General features: G+C 71.9%; 18 protein-coding genes and 1 pseudogene. 13 read left to right on the top strand and 6 right to left on the bottom strand.

What is annotated here, in order from left to right; genetic code table 11:
* Positions 1-6: 6 nt before the first annotated feature.
* A pseudogene (locus WBK31_RS26995) lies at positions 7-150 on the bottom strand (acetyl-CoA acetyltransferase); the annotation flags it as partial.
* Positions 151-342: 192 nt separating this feature from the next.
* On the opposite strand from WBK31_RS26995, the gene WBK31_RS27000 reads away from it, so the two are divergent.
* Genes WBK31_RS27000 through WBK31_RS27010 form a run of 3 tightly spaced genes read left to right on the top strand, consistent with a single transcriptional unit; the run spans position 343 to position 1,828 of the window.
* The gene (locus WBK31_RS27000) at positions 343-1,032 is read left to right on the top strand and encodes a LysR family transcriptional regulator (RefSeq protein WP_406673381.1); all 690 of its coding nucleotides are present in this window, start codon (positions 343-345) and stop codon (positions 1,030-1,032) included.
* Between the two features lie 10 nt (positions 1,033-1,042).
* Positions 1,043-1,192: a hypothetical protein gene (locus tag WBK31_RS27005; RefSeq protein WP_406673382.1), complete on the top strand. Its 150-nt coding sequence runs from the start codon at positions 1,043-1,045 to the stop codon at positions 1,190-1,192.
* Positions 1,193-1,207: 15 nt separating this feature from the next.
* Positions 1,208-1,828 carry a MerR family transcriptional regulator gene (locus WBK31_RS27010; RefSeq protein ID WP_364069839.1) on the top strand — a complete coding sequence of 207 codons (621 nt, stop codon included), beginning with the start codon at positions 1,208-1,210 and terminating at the stop codon, positions 1,826-1,828.
* Here WBK31_RS27010 and WBK31_RS27015 read toward each other — a convergent pair.
* Entirely contained in the window at positions 1,825-2,712 is an 888-nt protein-coding gene (locus WBK31_RS27015) for a hypothetical protein (protein WP_406673383.1), read from the bottom strand. The two genes, WBK31_RS27010 and WBK31_RS27015, sit on opposite strands and share 4 nt — an antisense overlap.
* 75 nt (positions 2,713-2,787) lie before the next feature.
* On the opposite strand from WBK31_RS27015, the gene WBK31_RS27020 reads away from it, so the two are divergent.
* Positions 2,788-3,213 (top strand): TIGR03668 family PPOX class F420-dependent oxidoreductase, encoded by a 426-nt coding sequence (locus WBK31_RS27020; protein ID WP_406673384.1) that lies wholly within the window; start codon positions 2,788-2,790, stop codon positions 3,211-3,213.
* On the opposite strand, the gene WBK31_RS27025 is transcribed toward WBK31_RS27020, so the two are convergent.
* The gene (locus WBK31_RS27025; RefSeq protein ID WP_364069845.1) at positions 3,203-3,880 is read right to left on the bottom strand and encodes a ThuA domain-containing protein; all 678 of its coding nucleotides are present in this window, start codon (positions 3,878-3,880) and stop codon (positions 3,203-3,205) included. The genes WBK31_RS27020 and WBK31_RS27025 overlap by 11 nt on opposite strands.
* Positions 3,881-3,992: 112 nt before the next feature.
* Between WBK31_RS27025 and WBK31_RS27030 the strand changes: the two genes are divergently transcribed.
* Positions 3,993-4,754, top strand: coding sequence for an SDR family oxidoreductase (locus WBK31_RS27030; RefSeq protein WP_364069847.1), 762 nt, complete (start codon positions 3,993-3,995; stop codon positions 4,752-4,754).
* Here WBK31_RS27030 and WBK31_RS27035 read toward each other — a convergent pair whose 3' ends face one another.
* Positions 4,755-5,327, bottom strand: coding sequence for a helix-turn-helix domain-containing protein (locus tag WBK31_RS27035; RefSeq protein WP_364069849.1), 573 nt, complete (start codon positions 5,325-5,327; stop codon positions 4,755-4,757).
* 67 nt (positions 5,328-5,394) lie between these two features.
* Here WBK31_RS27035 and WBK31_RS27040 point away from each other — a divergent pair, with 67 nt between their 5' ends.
* The 5 genes from WBK31_RS27040 to WBK31_RS27060 all read left to right on the top strand — a co-directional run bounded on the left by WBK31_RS27040 (position 5,395) and on the right by WBK31_RS27060 (position 12,949).
* The gene (locus WBK31_RS27040; RefSeq protein WP_406673385.1) at positions 5,395-7,065 is read left to right on the top strand and encodes an FAD-dependent oxidoreductase; all 1,671 of its coding nucleotides are present in this window, start codon (positions 5,395-5,397) and stop codon (positions 7,063-7,065) included.
* A complete protein-coding gene (locus tag WBK31_RS27045; RefSeq protein ID WP_364069852.1) occupies positions 7,062-8,483 on the top strand; it encodes an ATP-binding protein in 1,422 nt (473 codons plus the stop codon). The genes WBK31_RS27040 and WBK31_RS27045 overlap by 4 nt, the downstream gene beginning before the upstream one ends.
* A 55-nt stretch (positions 8,484-8,538) precedes the next feature.
* Positions 8,539-10,104: an AbgT family transporter gene (locus WBK31_RS27050; protein WP_406673386.1), complete on the top strand. Its 1,566-nt coding sequence runs from the start codon at positions 8,539-8,541 to the stop codon at positions 10,102-10,104.
* 24 nt (positions 10,105-10,128) lie between these two features.
* The gene (locus WBK31_RS27055; RefSeq protein WP_378786985.1) at positions 10,129-11,262 is read left to right on the top strand and encodes a M20 family metallopeptidase; all 1,134 of its coding nucleotides are present in this window, start codon (positions 10,129-10,131) and stop codon (positions 11,260-11,262) included.
* Positions 11,263-11,686: 424 nt separating this feature from the next.
* On the top strand, positions 11,687-12,949 hold the full coding sequence (locus tag WBK31_RS27060) for a serine hydrolase domain-containing protein (RefSeq protein WP_364069856.1): 1,263 nt from the start codon (positions 11,687-11,689) through the stop codon (positions 12,947-12,949).
* A gap of 35 nt (positions 12,950-12,984) precedes the next feature.
* Here WBK31_RS27060 and WBK31_RS27065 read toward each other — a convergent pair whose 3' ends face one another.
* Together WBK31_RS27065 and WBK31_RS27070 are read right to left on the bottom strand one after the other, a co-directional pair.
* Positions 12,985-13,143: a hypothetical protein gene (locus tag WBK31_RS27065; RefSeq protein ID WP_364069858.1), complete on the bottom strand. Its 159-nt coding sequence runs from the start codon at positions 13,141-13,143 to the stop codon at positions 12,985-12,987.
* The gene (locus WBK31_RS27070) at positions 13,134-13,577 is read right to left on the bottom strand and encodes an isochorismatase family protein (protein WP_406673387.1); all 444 of its coding nucleotides are present in this window, start codon (positions 13,575-13,577) and stop codon (positions 13,134-13,136) included. The genes WBK31_RS27065 and WBK31_RS27070 overlap by 10 nt, the downstream gene beginning before the upstream one ends.
* Positions 13,578-13,683: 106 nt before the next feature.
* Here WBK31_RS27070 and WBK31_RS27075 point away from each other — a divergent pair, with 106 nt between their 5' ends.
* From WBK31_RS27075 to WBK31_RS27085, 3 genes are all read left to right on the top strand, one after another.
* Complete coding sequence (locus WBK31_RS27075) at positions 13,684-15,636, top strand: protein kinase domain-containing protein (protein ID WP_406673388.1); 1,953 nt, start codon at positions 13,684-13,686, stop codon at positions 15,634-15,636.
* A 174-nt stretch (positions 15,637-15,810) separates the two neighbouring features.
* Positions 15,811-16,191: an SDR family NAD(P)-dependent oxidoreductase gene (locus tag WBK31_RS27080; protein ID WP_406673389.1), complete on the top strand. Its 381-nt coding sequence runs from the start codon at positions 15,811-15,813 to the stop codon at positions 16,189-16,191.
* A 394-nt stretch (positions 16,192-16,585) separates the two neighbouring features.
* Positions 16,586-17,638, top strand: a complete 1,053-nt coding sequence (locus tag WBK31_RS27085; RefSeq protein ID WP_406673390.1) for a CHAP domain-containing protein — start codon at positions 16,586-16,588, stop codon at positions 17,636-17,638.
* Positions 17,639-17,657: the final 19 nt, after the last annotated feature.

The following is a 17,657-nucleotide window of genomic DNA, read 5'->3' on the forward strand; positions in this document are numbered from 1 at the left end:
CTCCGGTCACCACGCGAGCAGCGCGGCGCTGCCGTAGCTGCCGCCGAAGCCGGTCACCAGCGCCGTCTCCCGTCCCGCGCGCCGCTCGCGGACGGCCTGGGCCACGCCGTTCAGCCCGTGCACGTAGCCGTCCGACAGCAGGCCGCCGTGCGCAGGGGCGTGCTGACGTACGGGCCGGCCAGGTAGGCGTCGAGGGTGGGCGGCTCGCGGCGCAGCGCCTGCTCGGCACACCGGCCCAGCCACGGAAGTGAGATGACTACGCAACTTCACGAAAGCTGTCCGCTCTTGTAATACGGAGGTGCGATCAACCGATAGCTCATCATCATCACGCCGAGGTGAGCGATGGATCTACGCTATGTCCGGTATGCCATGGCGATCGCACGGGCGGGCAGCCTCCGACGGGCGGCCGCCGCCCTGCACATCGCTCAGCCGACGCTGTCCGAACAGCTCAGGGCGCTGGAGAAGGAGATCGGGGTCGAGCTGTTCAGCCGGTCGTCGAGCGGGGTGCAGCTGACCGAGGCGGGCGAGGCGTTCCTCGCGCAGGCCACGGTCGCACTCGACGCCTTCGAGCGTGCGGTCACCGCCGCGCGCGGCAAGGGCGCGACCACCCGCCTGGGCGTGGCCGACGGGCTCGGCGACATCGTCGCCCGGCTGCTGAGCCAGATCCACACCGGCCGCTTACGCGTCGCGCCGATGGGCACCGCCGAGCAGATCGTCTCCATCGCCGACGGCACCCTGCAGGCCGGGCTCGGCTACGCGCCCGGCTCGCTGCCCAGGGGCGTCGCGCGCATGCTGGTCCACCGCTTCCCCGTACGCGCCCTGCTCCCCCGCCGGCACCACCTGGCCGCGTACGAGAAGGTGTCGCTGGCCGACCTGGCCGGCGAGCCGCTGCTGATGCCGGAGTCCGACGCGGTGGCCGGAGCCCGCCGCTTCCTTGAGGGCTTCGTCCGCCACGGGCTGCACCCCCGGCTGGGCCCCGCGGCCGCCACCCATGATCTGGTGGTCGCGATGGTCGGAGAGGGCGCCGGCTGACGCGCTCTGCGTGCACGAGGGCACCACCGTGCCCGACACGCTCACGTTCGTCCCCATCAAAGAGGACACCCCGCCCATCGAGGTGGTCTTCCTCTGGAACCGCCAGGCCGACGTGCACGAGCTGGTGAGCGCCGCGCGGCACCTGGCACGATCTGGATAGCCCTATTATCTAACGATGCGGATCTCCGAACTCAGCGCCAAGTCCGGCGTGGCCATCCCCACGATCAAGTACTACCTGCGCGAGGGCATGCTGCACCAGGGCGAGCAGACCGCCGCGACCAGGGCCGAGTACGACGAGACGCACCTGCGCAGGCTGCGCATGATCCGCGCGCTGCTCGAAGTCGGCAGGCTCTCCGTCGCCTCGATCAAGCAGGTCATCGCCGCCGTCGAGGACGAGTCGCTGCCCGTGCGCCAGGTGCTCGGCACCGCGCACTACGCGCTCTCCCCCGCCGTGGAGCCCGAGCCCGGCGAGGAGTGGCGCTCGGCCCGCGCCATGGTGGACGATTTGATCGACGAGCTGGGCTGGGACGTCACCGAGTCCGCACCCACCCGCGACGAGCTGGCCCAGACCATCGTGAGGATGCGCCAGCTCGGCGTGCCGGTCGATCTGCGCCCCTACGTCGAAGCGGCGCGCCGGCTGGTGGCCGAGGTGGAGCTCAACACCATCCCGTTCGACGGGCCGCGCGACGCCGCCGTGGAGGCCATGGTGCTCGGCACGGTGCTGTACGGCAGGGCGCTCGACACGCTGCGCCGCATGGCCCACGAGTCGGAGTCGGCCCGCCGGCTGGGCGTCTAGATCAGCTCATTGGCCCGCAGCACCCGCACGGCGTGGACCGTGATCGCGCCGCGCCACTCCATCGCACCGGCCGGCGAGATGCGCGCGTAGTCGACCACCCAGCCGCCGTCGTCCTGCTGCTCGCCGGCCAGCCTGACCAGGTCGGCGGCGATCACGCTCGGGTCGAACAGGGCGCGGGCGGCGGTTCCGGGGAAGGGCGCGAAGTCGAGCGGCCGCAGCGTCTCGTGCTCGGTGCCGCCCTCGACCGGCACCTTGCCGTCGTCGGGGATGTACGCGGCGAGCTTCTTGAGCAGGTCGGCCGCGCGGGGCTCGATGTCGTGCACGGCGTCGAGGAAGCGCACGGCGAACGACAGCACGTACGCGTGCGGCCGCTCCTCCATGGCCTGGACGGCGTCGAGGCAGTAGCGGGTGGCCCGCGCCAGCCAGGGGTGCCCGGCCACCGCCGGGTCGTGGGCGGCCACCCGGTGCGCGGCGGCCGCGGTGACGGCGGTGATCTGCAGCGACGAGACGGACGGGTCGGCCCCGCGCCACCAGGGCGCGGTCGCGGTGGTGACGCCGAGCGGCAGCGCGAACGGCAGGCCGCCGTCGGGAAGCGTCACCGACTCCAGCCAGTCGCACAGCGCGGCGGCGTGCGGCGAGGTGACGGTGGCCGCCTCGGCGAACACCTCGAAGGCGTGCAGCGCCGCGCCCGGCTGGCTCTCCGGCGTGCGCAGGTCGGGCTCCAGGCCCCAGCCGTAGCCGCCGTCGGGGTTGCGGTAGGCGTCGAGCGCGGCGAGCACGCGCTCCGGTTCCTCCTCGCCCATGAGCAGGCCGTAGCGGCGGCGATCGAGGATGCGGGCGTGCCCGGCCATGAAGCCGGGGACCGCTGACAGGTTCACGTTCATGCCGTCATCGTGCCCAGGTCGCCGCCGTCCGGTCTTGTACGTTCCGGACACGCCGCACGGTGCGACCATGAGGGCATGGGGGACGGTATCGGCGGCGAGCAGGCGCGGGAGATGTTCGCCGGGCAGCCGGTGGCCAGGATGGCCAGGCTCGCGCCAGATGGCACGCCGCGCATCGTGCCGATCACGTTCGCGCTGCTCGACGGCGCGATCGTGACGGCCGTCGACCACAAGCCCAAGACCACCACGCGGCTCGCCAGGCTGCGCGACATCGCGCGCGATCCGGCGGTCAGCGTGCTGGCCGACCACTACGAGGACGACTGGGCCAGGCTGTGGTGGGTGCGCGCCGACGGGACGGCCGCCGTCGTGGACGACCCGGCGCTGCGCGAGCGGGCGCTGGAAGCCCTCGCCGCCAAGTACGCCCACTACCGCGAGCGCCCGCCTGCCGGCGCCGTCATCCGCGTCGAGGTGACGCGCTGGAGCGCCTGGGCGGCTACTCCGTGATGGTGACCGGGCGCTTCAGCAGCCACAGCGCGGCGCGCTGGAGCAGCGTCCTGTGCACCTCGTTGTCGTACGACCTGGTGTCGTGCCCGAGCGCGTCGTAGAACACCCGGCCGCGCCGCACCGGCCGTGCCCACACCAGCGGCTGGCCGCTCGCGGACGACGCCAGCGGCTTCACGTCGGGCAGCAGGTCGAGGTCGCTGTAGACCTCGTCCACCACGTCGAAGTCGCGCAGGCCGTCCACCACCGGATGCCCGCCGTGCACCCGCACGCCGGTCCAGCCGAGCGGCGGATGGTGCGACTTGGCCCAGTTCCAGCAGCCGCCGAGCACGCGCGGCCAGCCCTGCCAGTCGTCGAAACAGATCGACGCCGAGTGCATGCACAGCAGGCCGCCGCCCTGGTCGAGATGGTCGAGCAGGGTGGCCCTGGCCTCGGCGGGCAGCGTGAAGCGCCACTGGTCGCGCTGGTCGGCGAAGCGGTCCTGGGCCATCTGCCAGCGCAGCGCGTTCACCGTGATGAGCTGGTACTCCGACGGCTCGGCGAGCGCGCCCGCGATGTCCTCGGTGATCTCCGACTCGACCCCCACCTCGGCGAGCAGCTCCACGAGCGCGGCCGACGTGGCGGCGAAGTCGTGGAACAGCCCTCCGGAAAGGATGAGATTTCTCGCCATCTGCCCAGCCCATCATGCCCGTCGCGGCATTACCACCCATCGGCCTGACGCGCCCGGCACGCGGGCCGCCCGCCGCGCAGCGCGCGGATCCGCACGATCTATAGTCGGCCTTATGGATCTCGGCATCTCGGGCAAGGTCGCCCTCGTCACCGGTGGCAGTGCGGGTCTCGGCCTCGCCGCGGCCAAGAGCCTCGCGCGGGAGGGCTGCGACGTGTGCGTCAGCGCCCGCGACCCGGAGAAGCTCGCGGACGCGGTGGTGGAGCTGCAGGAGTTCGGCAAGGTCGTGCACGCCGTGCTGGCCGACGTGGAGGACCCGGCGGCGGCCGGGCGGGTGGTCGAGGAGACGCGCGACGTGCTCGGCCCCGTGGACATCCTCGTGGCCAACGCGGGCGGGCCGAAGCCGGGCCGTTTCACCGAGGTCGCCCTCGACGACTGGGACGCCGCCGTCCAGCGCAACCTGCTCGGCATGGTCCGCCTCATGCACGCGGTGCTGCCCGAGATGCGCTCGCGCGGCTGGGGCCGGATCGTCACCATCACCAGCAGGTCGGCCCGCGAGGCGATCGACGGCCTCGCCCTGTCCAACGCCACGCGCTCGGCCGTCGCGGGCGTGGTGCGCACGCTGGCCCGCGAGGTGGGCGGCGACGGCGTGCTGGTCAACAACGTGATGCCGGGGCCCATCGAGACCGAACGGCTGCGGCAGCTCGCCGGCGACGAGGAGGCGCTGCGCGAGCGCGGCAAGGGCGTTCCCGTGGGACGCGTCGGGCGGCCTGAGGAGGTGGGGGACGTGGTGGCGTTCCTGGCCAGCGAGCGGGCCTCGTACGTGAACGGGGTGTCGCTGCTGGTGGACGGCGGAGAGGCGCGCGTGATCGCTTAGTCACCTGAGCAGGGTGGCGACGATCGCGCCTGCCCATTCCTTGTCGCCGGGGCCGGGCAGGTCCACGAAGCGCGACAGGTTCGCCCGGTGGAAGCAGGCGCCCAGCAGCATCGAGGCCGCCGCGTCGGCGTCGAGCGCGACGTCGATGCGGCCCGCGCGCTGCTCGGCCCGCAGGATGCCGGCCAGCGCCTGGACCGGCACGTGCGGGCCTGTGCGGTTCTCGGCCAGCATGGCGCGGAACCCGGCGATGAGCGCGGGGTCTGCGAGCATGCCGCCCGCGATGGCCTGAGTGCGGGTGTAGAAGCGCAGCGCGGCCAGGGCGAACGCGACGAGGGCCGCGTGCAGGTCGCCCCGGCCGATGCCCGCGCGCAGCTCGTCGAGCGCCGGGCCGAGCGCCGGCATGCGCTCGAGCACCACGGCGAGCAACAGCTCTTCCTTGCTCGCGAAGTGCTTGTAGAGCAGGGCCTCGGAGCAGCCGGCCTGCCTGGCGATGCGCTTGGTCGTGGCGCCCGCGACGCCGTACTCGGAAATGGCCTGCTCAGCGGCGTCGATGATGCGATCGCGGGTACCCACGCGCTCATCATATGAACGCCCGGCTCGGCCGGGCCGCAACACATGACATTCTTCGTTTAAGCACAGCATGGTGGAAAGGCAAGAGGGCATGGACAAGCCGGTCATCGTGACGGTGGACGACGACCCGGGCGTCTCGCGGGCGGTCGCCCGTGACCTGAGACGCCGCTACGGGCATGACTACCGGATTGTGCGGGCGGAGACGGCGAGGGACGGCATCGACGCGGTACGCGAGATGCGGCTGCGCGGCGACGAGGTCGCGGCCATCCTGGCCGACTACCGCATGCCCCAGATGAACGGCGTGGAGTTCCTCGAGGCCGCCATGGACCTCTATCCCTACGCGCGCCGCGTCCTGCTGACCGCCTACGCCGACACCCAGGCGGCCATCCAGGCGATCAACGTGGTGGACCTCGACCACTATCTGCTCAAGCCGTGGGACCCGCCGGAGGAGAAGTTCTACCCGGTGATCGACGGGCAGCTCGACGCCTGGCTGCGCACCGACCGTCGCGAGCGTTCCGAGCTGCGCGTGGTGGGCGACCGCTGGTCGGCGCCGTCGTACAAGGTGCGCGACTTCCTGGCCCGCAACCACGTGCCGTACCAGTGGCTGCTGGCCAGCGAGCCGGAGGGCGCGCAGCTGGTGAAGGCGGCGGGTGACAACTGCCACCTGCCGCTGGTGGTGAAACCGGACGGCACCGTGCTGGAGTCGCCCGACCAGGCGACGCTGGCGGCGGCGGTGGGACTGTCCACGACGCCGGCGACCGACTTCTACGACCTGATCGTGGTGGGCGGCGGACCGGCCGGGCTCGGGGCGGCCGTGTACGGCGCTTCAGAAGGGCTCAAGACGGTGCTGGTCGAGGCGTACTCGTCGGGCGGGCAGGCGGGCCAGAGCTCCCGTATCGAGAACTACCTGGGCTTCCCCGACGGCGTCTCCGGGCAGCAGCTCGCCGACCGGGCGCGCAGGCAGGCGCTGAAGTTCGGGGCCGAGCTGCTGACCCCGCGCAAGGTGAACAGCCTGGAGGCGCGCGGCCAGGCGCGGGTGGTCGGCTTCAAGGACGGCGGGGAGATCGCGGCGCACGCGGTGATCCTGGCCACCGGCGTCACCTACCGGCGGCTGGAGGCGCCGGGGCTGGACGACTTCGTGGGCCGGGGCGTCTTCTACGGCGCCGCGCTCACCGAGGCGCCCTGGTGCAAGAACACCGAGGTGTTCGTGGTCGGCGCGGCCAACTCCGCTGGGCAGGCCGCCGTCTACCTGTCGGGATTCGCGAGCAAGGTCCACTTGTTGGTGAGGGGTGACGGTCTGGAGAAGTCCATGTCCCACTACCTCATCGAGCAGATCGCCGCACTTCCCAACATCGAGGTGCATCTGCAGACGCAGGTGGTCGGCGCGTCCGGCGACGGCCATCTGGAGCGGCTCACGCTCTCCACGAAGGGCGAGGAGCGCACGGTCGACGCGCAGTGGCTGTTCGTGTTCATCGGCGCCGAGCCGTACACCTCGTGGCTGGGCGAGACGATCGAGCGGGACGGGCGCGGGTTCGTGCTGACCGGGCCCGACCTGGTGCAGGGCGGACGGCGGCCGCGCAACTGGCCGCTGCGGCGCGAGCCGTACTACCTGGAGACGAACGTGCCCGGGGTGCTGGCGGCCGGCGACGTACGCGCCGAGTCGATCAAGAGAGTGGCCTCCGCCGTCGGAGAAGGCGCGATGGCCGTCGCGCTCGTCCACCGCTACCGGGAGAAGCAATGATCGACATCGAGGAGCTGCGCAAGCTGTTCCTGTTCGAGCGCCTCAACGACGAGCAGCTCTCCCTGCTCGCGGCCAGCGGCGGCGTGCGGACCTTCGAGCAGGACGAATACATCGTCCGGCAGGGCGACCCCGCCGAGTGCTTCGCGGTGCTGCTCGAAGGCGAAATCCAGATGATCATGGAGACGGTCAGCGCCGGCTCCGTCGCGATGCCGCGCACCTCACAGCCCGGCGTCTTCGGCGGCGCCACCGCCGCCTACCTCGGCGATCAGGCCCCGACGACCTACCAGCACACGCTGCGCGCCACGGCGCCGTCGCGGATGTTCATGCTGCCTGCCAAGAAGTTCGCCTACATCGTGACCGAGTGGTTCCCGATGGCGATGCACCTGCTCAACGGCCTGCAGTCGGGCGGCAGGATGCAGCGGGAGCTCATCGACAGGCGGCAGCGGCTGACCGCGCTCGGCACGATCACCGCCGGTCTCACCCACGAGCTGAACAACCCGGCGGCGGCCGCCGTGCGCGCGGTGCGCGAGCTGCGCTCGCTGATCACCAATTCGCGGCTGCAGCTCGCCCAGCTCGCCGAGGACGGCATCGCCCCGGAGAAGCTGCGGGCGCTGGTCGACGCGCAGGACGCGTGCACGCGCCGGCTGGCCGAGCAGCCGCAGCGCTCGCCGCTGGAGATCTCCGACGCCGAGGACGAGCTGGGCGAGGCGCTCGACGAGCTCGGCGTCGAGGACGCGTGGGACCTCGCGCCCGGGCTGGTCAACGCGGGCTTTTCGAAAGAGGACCTGGAGAAGGTCAGGACGAAGATCGGCGAGGAGCACACCACGAAGGCGCTGCGCTGGCTGGCCGAGGCCGTGGAGATCACGCAGATGCTCGACGAGGTGGCCGAGGCCACCGAGCGCATCACCACGCTCATCGGCTCGGCCAAGCAGTACTCCCAGATGGACCGGGCGCCCTTCCAGCGCGTGGACGTGCACGAGCTGCTGGACAGCACGCTCGCGATCTTCCGCGGCAAGATCCCGCCGGGCATCACCGTGGTCACCGACTACGACCGCACACTGCCGCCCATCCCCTGCTACGCGGGCGAGCTGAACCAGGTGTGGACGAACCTCATGCACAACGCGCTCGACGCGATGGGGCAGGAGGGCACGCTGACCATCCGCACGGCCCACGACGAGGACGAGGCCATCGTGGAGATCGGCGACACCGGTCACGGCGTGCCGGAGGCGATCAGGGACCGCATCTTCGAGCCGTTCTTCACCACCAAGAGCGTGGGCGAGGGCACGGGGCTCGGGCTGGACATCTCGTACCGGATCGTGGCGGGACGGCACGGCGGCGAGATCAAGGTCCGCTCGGTGCCCGGCGACACGTGGTTCGAGGTGCGGCTGCCGCTGCGCGAACCCGCCGAAGCTGACTGACTTTTTACCCCGACTTGTCAGGATGTCTCCTGACCGCATGTAATGGGTGACCGAAATGCGGGAGGGAGATCAGCCGGTGGCGACCCCGGAGACTGTGACGGGATCGCGTTCGCTGAACGCGTTGCTCAAGATGCTCGGCGGCATCGAGCGGCTGGGCAACCGGCTGCCTCATCCCTTTTGGCTGTTCGTCATCCTCAGCGCGGTGCTGTCGCTGCTGAGCTGGGCGCTCGCGGCGGCCGGGGCGTCGGCCGTCAACCCGGCCACGGGTGAGACCGTCGCGGTCAAGAACCTGCTGTCCGCCGAGGGCGTGCGGTTGATGGTCGGCGACGCGATCGAGAACTACACCTCGTTCCCGCCGCTCGGCACGATCCTCGTGGTGATGCTCGGCGTCGCCGTCGCCGAGCGGTCAGGGCTGCTGGCCGCCGTGCTGCGCTCAGGGGTGTCGCGGGTCTCGCCGCGGTGGGTGACGTTCGCGCTGTCGTTCACCGGCATGGTCGCGCACGTGGCGTCCGACGCCGCGTACGTGGTGCTGATCCCGCTCGGCGCGCTGGCCTTCCGCGCCGTGGGGCGCAGCCCGATCCTCGGCATCGTGGTGGCGTTCGTGTCGATCTCGGCCGGCTACGACGCCAGCCCGCTCATCACCCCCGTGGACGCGATCCTGTCGGGCCTGACCACCGCCGCCGCCCACACGATCGACGCGGACTACACGGTCACACCGCTTGCGAACTACTTCTTCTCGCTGGTGTCGTCCGTGGTGCTGGCCGCCGTCATCACGCTGGTGACCGAACGGGTGCTGGCCCGCCGCGTCGAGCAGATGCCGGTGGACCCCGACGCCGGCGAGGACGACCTGGGCTCGCTGAAGCTCACCGCCGAGGAGCGGCGCGGGCTGCGGGCCGCGCTGATCACGCTGGTGGTGTTCGTCGCCGCCGTGACGGCCGCCGTGCTGCCCTCGGGCTCGCCGCTGCGCGGCGAGGGCGGCAGCATCGTGCAGTCGCCGCTGCTCACCTCGATCGCGGTCTTCCTCGGCCTTGCGTTCCTCGCGGTCGGCTGGGCGTACGGCAAGGCCGCGGGCACCGTGACCCGCAGCGGCGACATCCCCGGCTTCATGGTGCACGGCATCCGCGAGATGGCGCCGATCCTCGTGCTGTTCTTCGCGATCTCGCAGTTCCTCGCCTACTTCAAGTGGACCGGCGTCGGCGAGATCCTCGCGATCGACGGCGCCGGGCTGCTGAAGTCGGCAGGGGTGAGCGGGCCCGTGGTCTTCCTCGGCATCCTGCTCGTGGTCACCCTCATCAACCTCGTGGTGACCAGCGGCTCGGCCCAGTGGGCGCTCGTCGGGCCGGTGTTCGTGCCCATGCTGATGCTGCTGGACATCCCGCCCGAATACACCCAGGCCCTCTACCGCATCGCCGACTCCTGCACGAACGCGATCACTCCGATGAGCCCGTACTTCGTGATGGCGCTCGGCTTCCTGCAGCGCTACCGCCGCGCGGCCGGCATCGGCACGCTGGCCTCGATGACGATCCCGCTCTCGCTGACGCTGCTCGTCGTGTGGACGCTGCTGTTCTACGTCTTCTGGTGGCTGGGCGTGCCGCTCGGCCCCGGTTCCCCCGTCCCCTAGTGCACACCCCGTGGAAGGACTCTCGTGTTGATCACCGACTGGACCCGGCAGGCCCTGCCGGCCATGCTCGACGACCTCAGGGCCGTGGTGGAGCTGGAGACCCACAGCTACGACAAGGCCATGCTGGTCAAGGGGCTGCGGGCGATCAGGGCGAGGGTGGTCGGCCACCTGGGGACGCCGGACGACGAGATCCTCCACGAGGGCGGCCAGCACGGCGACATCCTGGAGCTCACCTACGAGGGCACCGCGCCGGGCACGGTCCTCATGCTCAGCCACTACGACACGGTCTGGCCCACCGGGACGCTCAAGACCTGGCCGTTCACCGTCGTCGAGGGCAAGGCGACCGGGCCGGGGGTGTTCGACATGAAGGCCGGGCTCGTGCAGTCGATCTGGGCGCTGCGCGGGCTGCGCGAGCTGGGGCTGCCGCACCCGAGCGTGCGGTTCCTGCTCAACGGCGACGAGGAGATCGGCAGCCCGGCCTCGCGCAAGCACATCGAGGCGGCCAGTGAGGACGCCCTGGCCACGCTGGTGTTCGAGGCGTCGCTGGACGGGGCGCTCAAGACCGCGCGCAAGGGCGTCGGGCTGTTCAACGTGACCGTCAAGGGGGTCGAGGCGCACGCCGGGCTCGACCCGTACGCGGGGGCCAACGCCATCCACGCACTGGCCGAGGTCGTCACCACGCTCGCCGCCGCCGGGTCGCGCGAGCGCGGCACCACCGTGAACGTCGGCCTCATCAGCGGCGGCACCGGGCTCAACGTCACCGCCGGCCACGCCACCTGCGGCATCGACGTGCGCGTCACCGACCCGGCCGAGATGGGCCGCATCGACGACGTCTTCGCCGGGCTGCGCGTCTCCGACCCGCGCATCAAGATCTCCGTCACCGGCGAGTGGAACCGGCCCCCGATGGTGCCGAACGAGCCGTCCGAGCGGCTGTTCAAGGAGGCGCAGGGGGTGGCCGCCGGGTTCGGCTGGCCGCTCGACCAGGCGGCCGTGGGCGGGGCGAGCGACGGCAACTTCGTCTCGGCGCTGGGCCGCCCCGTACTCGACGGCATGGGCGCGGTCGGCGACGGCGCGCACGCTCGGCACGAGCACGTGCTGATCGACCACATCCCGGACCGCACCGCGCTGACCATCGGGTTGATCTCGGCTCTGGCGTAGCGGCTCCTGCGACAGGCCGCGCGCGTCGAGCCCACCGACGGCGGCGTCGTCGCAGGCGACGGCGGCCAGTTCGGCGGCCGAGGTGCGATGGCCGGCGGGCAGGTGGTCGAGCCCGAGGCTGCGCGGCATGTCGTACAGCACGCCCCTGGCCACCACTCCGCCCGCGTGCTCGATGCCGCACCTCGTGGCGCCGTACGAGCGGACGCGGGCGGCCGGATGGCCGTTGTGGAGCTCGTCGCCCTTCCACATGTGGCACAGCGCGTCCATGTGGGTGGTGGTGCCGTGCCAGGCTGACGAGCAGGGCGTCGAGCACCACGGCAGGTTGAGGGTGCCGCGCTGGTCGTCTGGGCCGAAACGTCCCCAATTGTTAGGCTCGTGTCTCACGTAAGCACTCCCTTTCCCCGTCTTCCCCGCTGGAGGTCCGATGCATTGCGACCCGCGCTTCGCCCGCGTGCGCGAAGTGTTCGAGCGGCACTTCGCCGACGGCGAGGAGCTGGGCGCGGCGTTCGCCGTCTATAAGGACGGCGAGCTGGTGGTGGACCTGTGGGACGGCATCGCCGACCGTTGGACCGGGCGGCCCTGGGAGCGCGACACGCCCGCGTTCGTCTACTCCTGCACCAAGGCGGTCACCGCCGCCGTGCTGCTGCGCCTCGTCGAGCAGGGCCTGGTGGACGTGGCCACGCCGGTCGCGGAGGTGTGGCCGGAGTTCGCCGCCGAGGGCAAGGGTTCGGTGACGGTCGAGCACCTGCTCACCCACCAGGCCGGGCTGCCGGTGGTCGAGGAGGAGGTGCCGGTCGAGGAGTTCGATGACCTGCCGGCGATCGCGGCGCGGCTGGCCGGGCAGCGCCCGCTGTGGGAGCCGGGGACGGCGCACGGCTACCACGCGCTGACGTACGGCTTCCTCATCGGCGAGGTCGTGCGGCGGGTGACGGGCAGGACGGTGGGCGAGCTGGTCGCCGCCGAGATCGCCGGGCCGCTGGAGCTGGAGCTGTGGGTGGGCGCGCCGGACGACGTCATCGAGCGTACGGCGCGGCTCAAGGCCGGCGAGCGCCCGCGCCGCGCCCCCGGCCGGGCCGAGCGCTCCGGCATGGAGATCGTGGAGAGCGCCGACCGGCCACAGGACGCCCAGCCCACCGGCCGGCCGCAGGACGCCCAAGCAGCCGACCGGCCTCGAGAGGTCCGGGCCGCGGACCGGCCGCAGGACCTGCTGGCCGAGATCCAGCGGGCCGCGCTCGACCCCGCGAGCCTGATGAACCGGGCGCTCGGCAACCCCGCCATGCACCGGCTCAAGGGCGGCGCGAACCACCCGGTGATCCTGCGCGCGGGCTGGCCCGCGGCGGGCCTCGTCACCACCGCACGCGGACTGGCCGGGTTCTACCAGGGGCTGCTCGCCGGTGACGTGCTGCGCCCCGAGACGCTGCGTGACGCGCTCCGCCCTCGGGTGAACGGCCCGGACAAGGTGCTGTACCTGGCCACGTCGTTCGGGCTCGGGTTCATGCTGCCGTCGCTGACGTTCACGATGCCGTCGAAGAGCGCGTTCGGGCATTCGGGCATGGGCGGCGCGCTCGGGCTCGGCGACCCGGAGCGCGGCCTTGCGATCGGGTACGTGATGAACAAGATGGCCGACGCGCTGACCGGGAACCTGCGCGGGATCCGGCTGGTCCAGGCGGTCTACGACTCGCTGTAGGCGCATGGCGGGTCAGTGCATGGTCACGCCGCCGCTCACCGACAGGATCTGCCCGGTGATGTACGCGGCGCGTCCGTGCACAGGTCGGCGACCAGCCCGGCGACGTCGGCGCCGATGGCCGCGCCGATCGCCCCCGCTCCTCCGGTGACGACCGCGACCCGCCCGTCCAGCCGCATCCCGTCCATCACGTCCACGCCTTGATCAGCTCGGCGGTGGCCGTACGGGTGGCCAGCAGGCCGATCGTGTACCTGAGCACGGCCTGCGCGTACTCCTCGCGCACGCCCGCCACGGCGTCGGTCACCACGCTCACCCGGTAGCCCAGATTGACCGCCTCAAGCGCCGGCCCGGGGATGCCCAGGTCGAGCGAGACGCCGAGCGCGACCACGGCGGAGACGCCCAGCGAGCGCAGCGTCATGTCCAGGGAGGTCCCGGTGAACGGGGAGAAGCCGTGGTGGCGGCGGCTCTCCAGGTCGCCGGGGCCGAGCAGCTCGGGCAGCACCTCGGTGGCGGGCGTGCCCTCCAGCATGTGGGCCGGGTCCTTAACGTCCGCCGACGGCAGGACGAAGCCGGGCGCCTGGCCGCAGGCCCCCACCAGAGCACGCCCGAGCGCGCGAAAGACGCCCGGCACAACTCCGGCGCACCCCATTAACGCGGGACGAAATATCTCGCTCGTGACAACCCGAACCCCGGGTGAGACCGTCGAATCGATGACGGCCGTCTGATGGGGGTAGGACTTGGTCCCTGGGTACCGCGAAGTACGGCAGCTCGGCGCCGGGCGCACCGGCCGCGTGTTCCTCGCCACCTACGAGCAGACCGGCGCGTACGTGGCGATCAAATACCTGAACGCCACCCTGCGCAGGGACGCCGAGTTCATGGACCGCTTCCGGTCGGACACCCACCGCCTCGTCGAGATCGACACCCCAGAAGTGGTGCGCCTGTACGAGTACGTCGAGACGCCCAGCAGGGCCGCCGTGGTCATGGAGCTGGTGGACGGCGTCTCCCTGCGCACGCTGCTCGCCGAGCACGGCCGGATCAGCCCGGAGGCGGCGCTGGCCGTGGTCAAGAGCACGCTGCTGGCACTCGCCGCCGCCCACGAGCGCGGGGTGCCGCACCGGGACGTCACCCCCGGCAACATCCTCGTCCAGGCCGACGGCACGACCAAGCTGACCGACTTCGGCATCGTGGTGCACGCCGAGGAGCCGGGAGTGCCGGCGGGCACCCCGGAGTACATGGCCCCCGAGCTGTGGACGCGGGGCCAGGCCGGGCCGCCGGCCGACGTGTACGCGGCGGCGTGCGTGCTGTTCGAGGCGGTCAGGGGGCGGCCGCCGTACCGGGCGCACAAGGAGAGCGGCGACGACGGCGGCGGGGAGCGCGAGCAGGACGTGCCCGCGCTGCGCGGCAAGCACCTCGTGGAGCCGATTCCGGTGGAGGTGGCCCCCGACGGGCTGCGCGACCTGCTCAGGCGCGGCATGGCCAAGGACCCGATCATCCGGTACGCCTCCGCCCGGCAGTTCGCGGCCGAGCTGGAGGAGGACGCCGCCGCCGGGTACGGCCCCGACTGGGAGAAGCGCGGCCGCCGTCACCTGGCCGAGCTGGCCACGCTGCTCGCCTTACGCTTCCCGCTGGCGCGGACCGACCCCGCCCCCTCCAACGGCCCCAGGGCTCGGCTGCCCAGGCTCCCGCCCCACCTCTGGATCGCGGGCGGCGCGGCGGCCGCGGCGCTGGTCGCGATCATGCTGTCCGGCGGCCGGGTGCCGCCCGGCCCTGGGACGATCCTGATGCCGCCGCCCGAGTCCAGGAACGACCTCACGACCGCCACCACGTCCCCGGAGCCCACCCGGGCCAGCCCGGCGCCCAGGCGGACCTCGTCCGCACCGCCGCGCGCCACCGGCACCGCCCCTCCCACGCCCGCCCCTCCCACGCCCGCGTCTCCCCCGGCACGTCCCGCCCGCAGCGGCCAGGCCGGCACGACCGCACCCGGCCCGAAGGTGCGGGCGGCCACGATCCTGCGGTGGAACGGCAAGGCGGGCACGATCGGGGTCTCGGCGGACGGCACGGGCGCGGTGCGGCTGCGGATCTCGTACACGAGGAGGGACGGCGAAGGCGGGCCGGCGCTGACCGTCCGCCAGGAGAGTCGCACCTTACGCGGCAGCACCTCCTACACCAGCGCCGTCACCCACGACCCCGGGCGGCTGCCGTGCGGGGAGCAGGCGTACGTCGGGATCGTGGTGATGACCGAACCGGCGGCCGGGAACGGGCCGCAGGTCAGCGAGGCGCCGCTGACCGGCCCCGACTGCCCGGCGACGCCTTCCCCCACGATCTCCCGCCCCGTGCCATCGACCACGCAACCGTCACCGTCCCGGTCGCCCGCCCCGTCAAGCCCACCCTCCGACGGCCCGGCCGCCCGCTCCTCCGGCCTCACCACGCCCACCTCCTCCCGCAGCCCGCAGAACCCCGCCGCCGCCCCCACCCACGGCTCACCCGAGCCCACCGGCGCCCCGCTCCCCCGCACCCAGGACCCCGCCACCGCGCCCACCAGCGCCCCGCTCCCCCGCACCCAGGACCCCGCCACCGCGCCCTCCGCCGACTCGCCCGGCCTGGCCACCGCACCGCCACACGACTCACCCGAGCCCGCCGGCTCGCCCCTGCCACGTACGCGGGAACCCGCGGGTCCTTCCGGCGAGTAGCTCGGCTTCACCGCCACACCGTCACGCGGCACGCCGGTGGCGTCCGCCCCCGGCTTCACCGCACCCGCCCGCACTCGCAGGCGAGCTTCAGCCCGCCGCACGGGGACCGGCAGGCAAGCCCGAGCAGCGGCCGCGCAGCAGCACCGTGGAGAGCTTCAGCGACGGGGCACAGCAATGAAGGCCGCCGGGCGCGGCTCCATCGTGAACATCTCCTCCATCGAGGGCTACATCGGCGCGGAGGGGCTGTCGGCGTACTCGGCGTCGAAGTTCGGAGTACGCGGGGTGACGAAGTCGGCGGCGCGGGAGCTGGCGAAGTTCAAGATCCGGGCGAACTCGGTGCATCCCGGGGCGATCAATACCCCCATGGTCACGGACCCGGATCTGGTCGGCGCCGTGGACGCCGAGGCGTTCGTGCGGTCGATGGTGATCAAGCGCTTCGCCAAGCCGGTGGAGGTCTCGCACGTGGTGGCGTTCCTGGCCTCGGACCGGGCCGGCTACTGCACGGGCAGCGAGTTCACGGTGGACGGCGGCCTGCTGACCGGCGCGGGCTACTGACCCCTCACACGAGTACGGAGATCCGCACGGCAGCGGGACCCGCGTACGCAACACTCCGCACGGCGCGCATGATAAAGGCCCTGCGGCCGATCCCCGGCGCGGGCCGCATAATACACCAGCGCACGATACCGAGATCTCACCCCAGGGTAGATCTTTTAGTGTTAAACCACCTAGGGCCGGACATTTCTGGCAACATCACTGACCTGCTGGTTTCTACCCCTTGAGGGGTCTTGCCCCCAGGGTGCGTGCTTGAGCTAAGGTCACAACACGATAACCTCACTCATCACGGAAGACGACAGGTCACCGGTTTTGTCACACCAGTCCCGGGTCACCCCCACTACCCAAGACTGTCGTGCCGAACCCGGTCTTGCTCGGAAGGCTCCCCCACACTTCCATGACGCCAGAGATCCAGAAGTACATAGAACTGCTCGAGAGCCAGCTGGGCTACTCCGAGAAGTCGAACTCGTACACCAAGTTCGGCGCCTGGTACGGCAAGAACGTCGAGTTCGACGCCGACTACAGCGTGGCGCCGTGGTGTGACATGTACCTCTCGTGGGCCGCGCACAAGCTCGGCTACGAGGACTGGATCGGCCAGTTCGCCTGGACCGTCGAGCACGCGAAGTGGTTCAAGAAGCAGGGCGCCTGGGGGAAGAAGCCCGAGGTCGGCGCGCTCGTCTTCTACGACTGGAGCGGTTCGGACGACATCGACAGGATCGACCACGTCGGCGTCGTGACCAAGGTCGAGGGCAACCGCATCCACACGATCGAGGGCAACATCGACGGCGGCGTCGCCAAGCGCAAGGTACGCGACACCAGCAAGGTCGTCGGCTACGGCTACCCGCAGCGGGTCAAGGAGCGCCTGGAGCGCAAGGCCAAGAAGAAGGCCGAGAAGGAGACCCCGGACGCGCTCAGGGAGGCCGGGAAGCCGGGAAGCGAGGTTGGCACGCTCCAGTCTCCCGAGCAGTCGCTGAGCGCGTACATCCCCCGCGCCGACGACGGCCGGTCCGGCCAGGTGCCGCTGTCCGGCGACCGGATCCAGTCCCCGCAGATCAGCGGTGACGAGCCGAACCAGGTGCGGGGCAGGACCGAGGGCCAGACCCCCGAGCAGGCCCAGGCCCAGCCGCAGGGCGAACCGCGTACCACGACCTCCTCCCCGCCGGCTCGCGCGCGAAGGCTCCGGCCGCGCAGCCGAAGGCCGAGAAGGAGACCGCCCCTCGTACGGACGCGACCGGAGCGGGCCCCGCACCCTCCGGCTCCCCCACGACCGAGACCGGCACGTCCACGGGCGCGTCCTCGGGGGCGACCCCTAGGAAGGGGAAGCACGCCAAGCCGAGCACCGCCGACACCGAGGCGGCCACCGGCGAGCCCCTTCCCGCCCACGGCGACGCCTCGGCCACCGGGCCGCTGCCCGCCATCGACGCCCCGACGCTCGTCGGCTCGACGCTGATCGCCGCGCTGACACTGCT

The sequence above is a fragment of the Nonomuraea sp. N2-4H genome, assembly GCF_045291505.1.
GTDB classification, from domain to species: domain Bacteria; phylum Actinomycetota; class Actinomycetes; order Streptosporangiales; family Streptosporangiaceae; genus Nonomuraea; species Nonomuraea fastidiosa.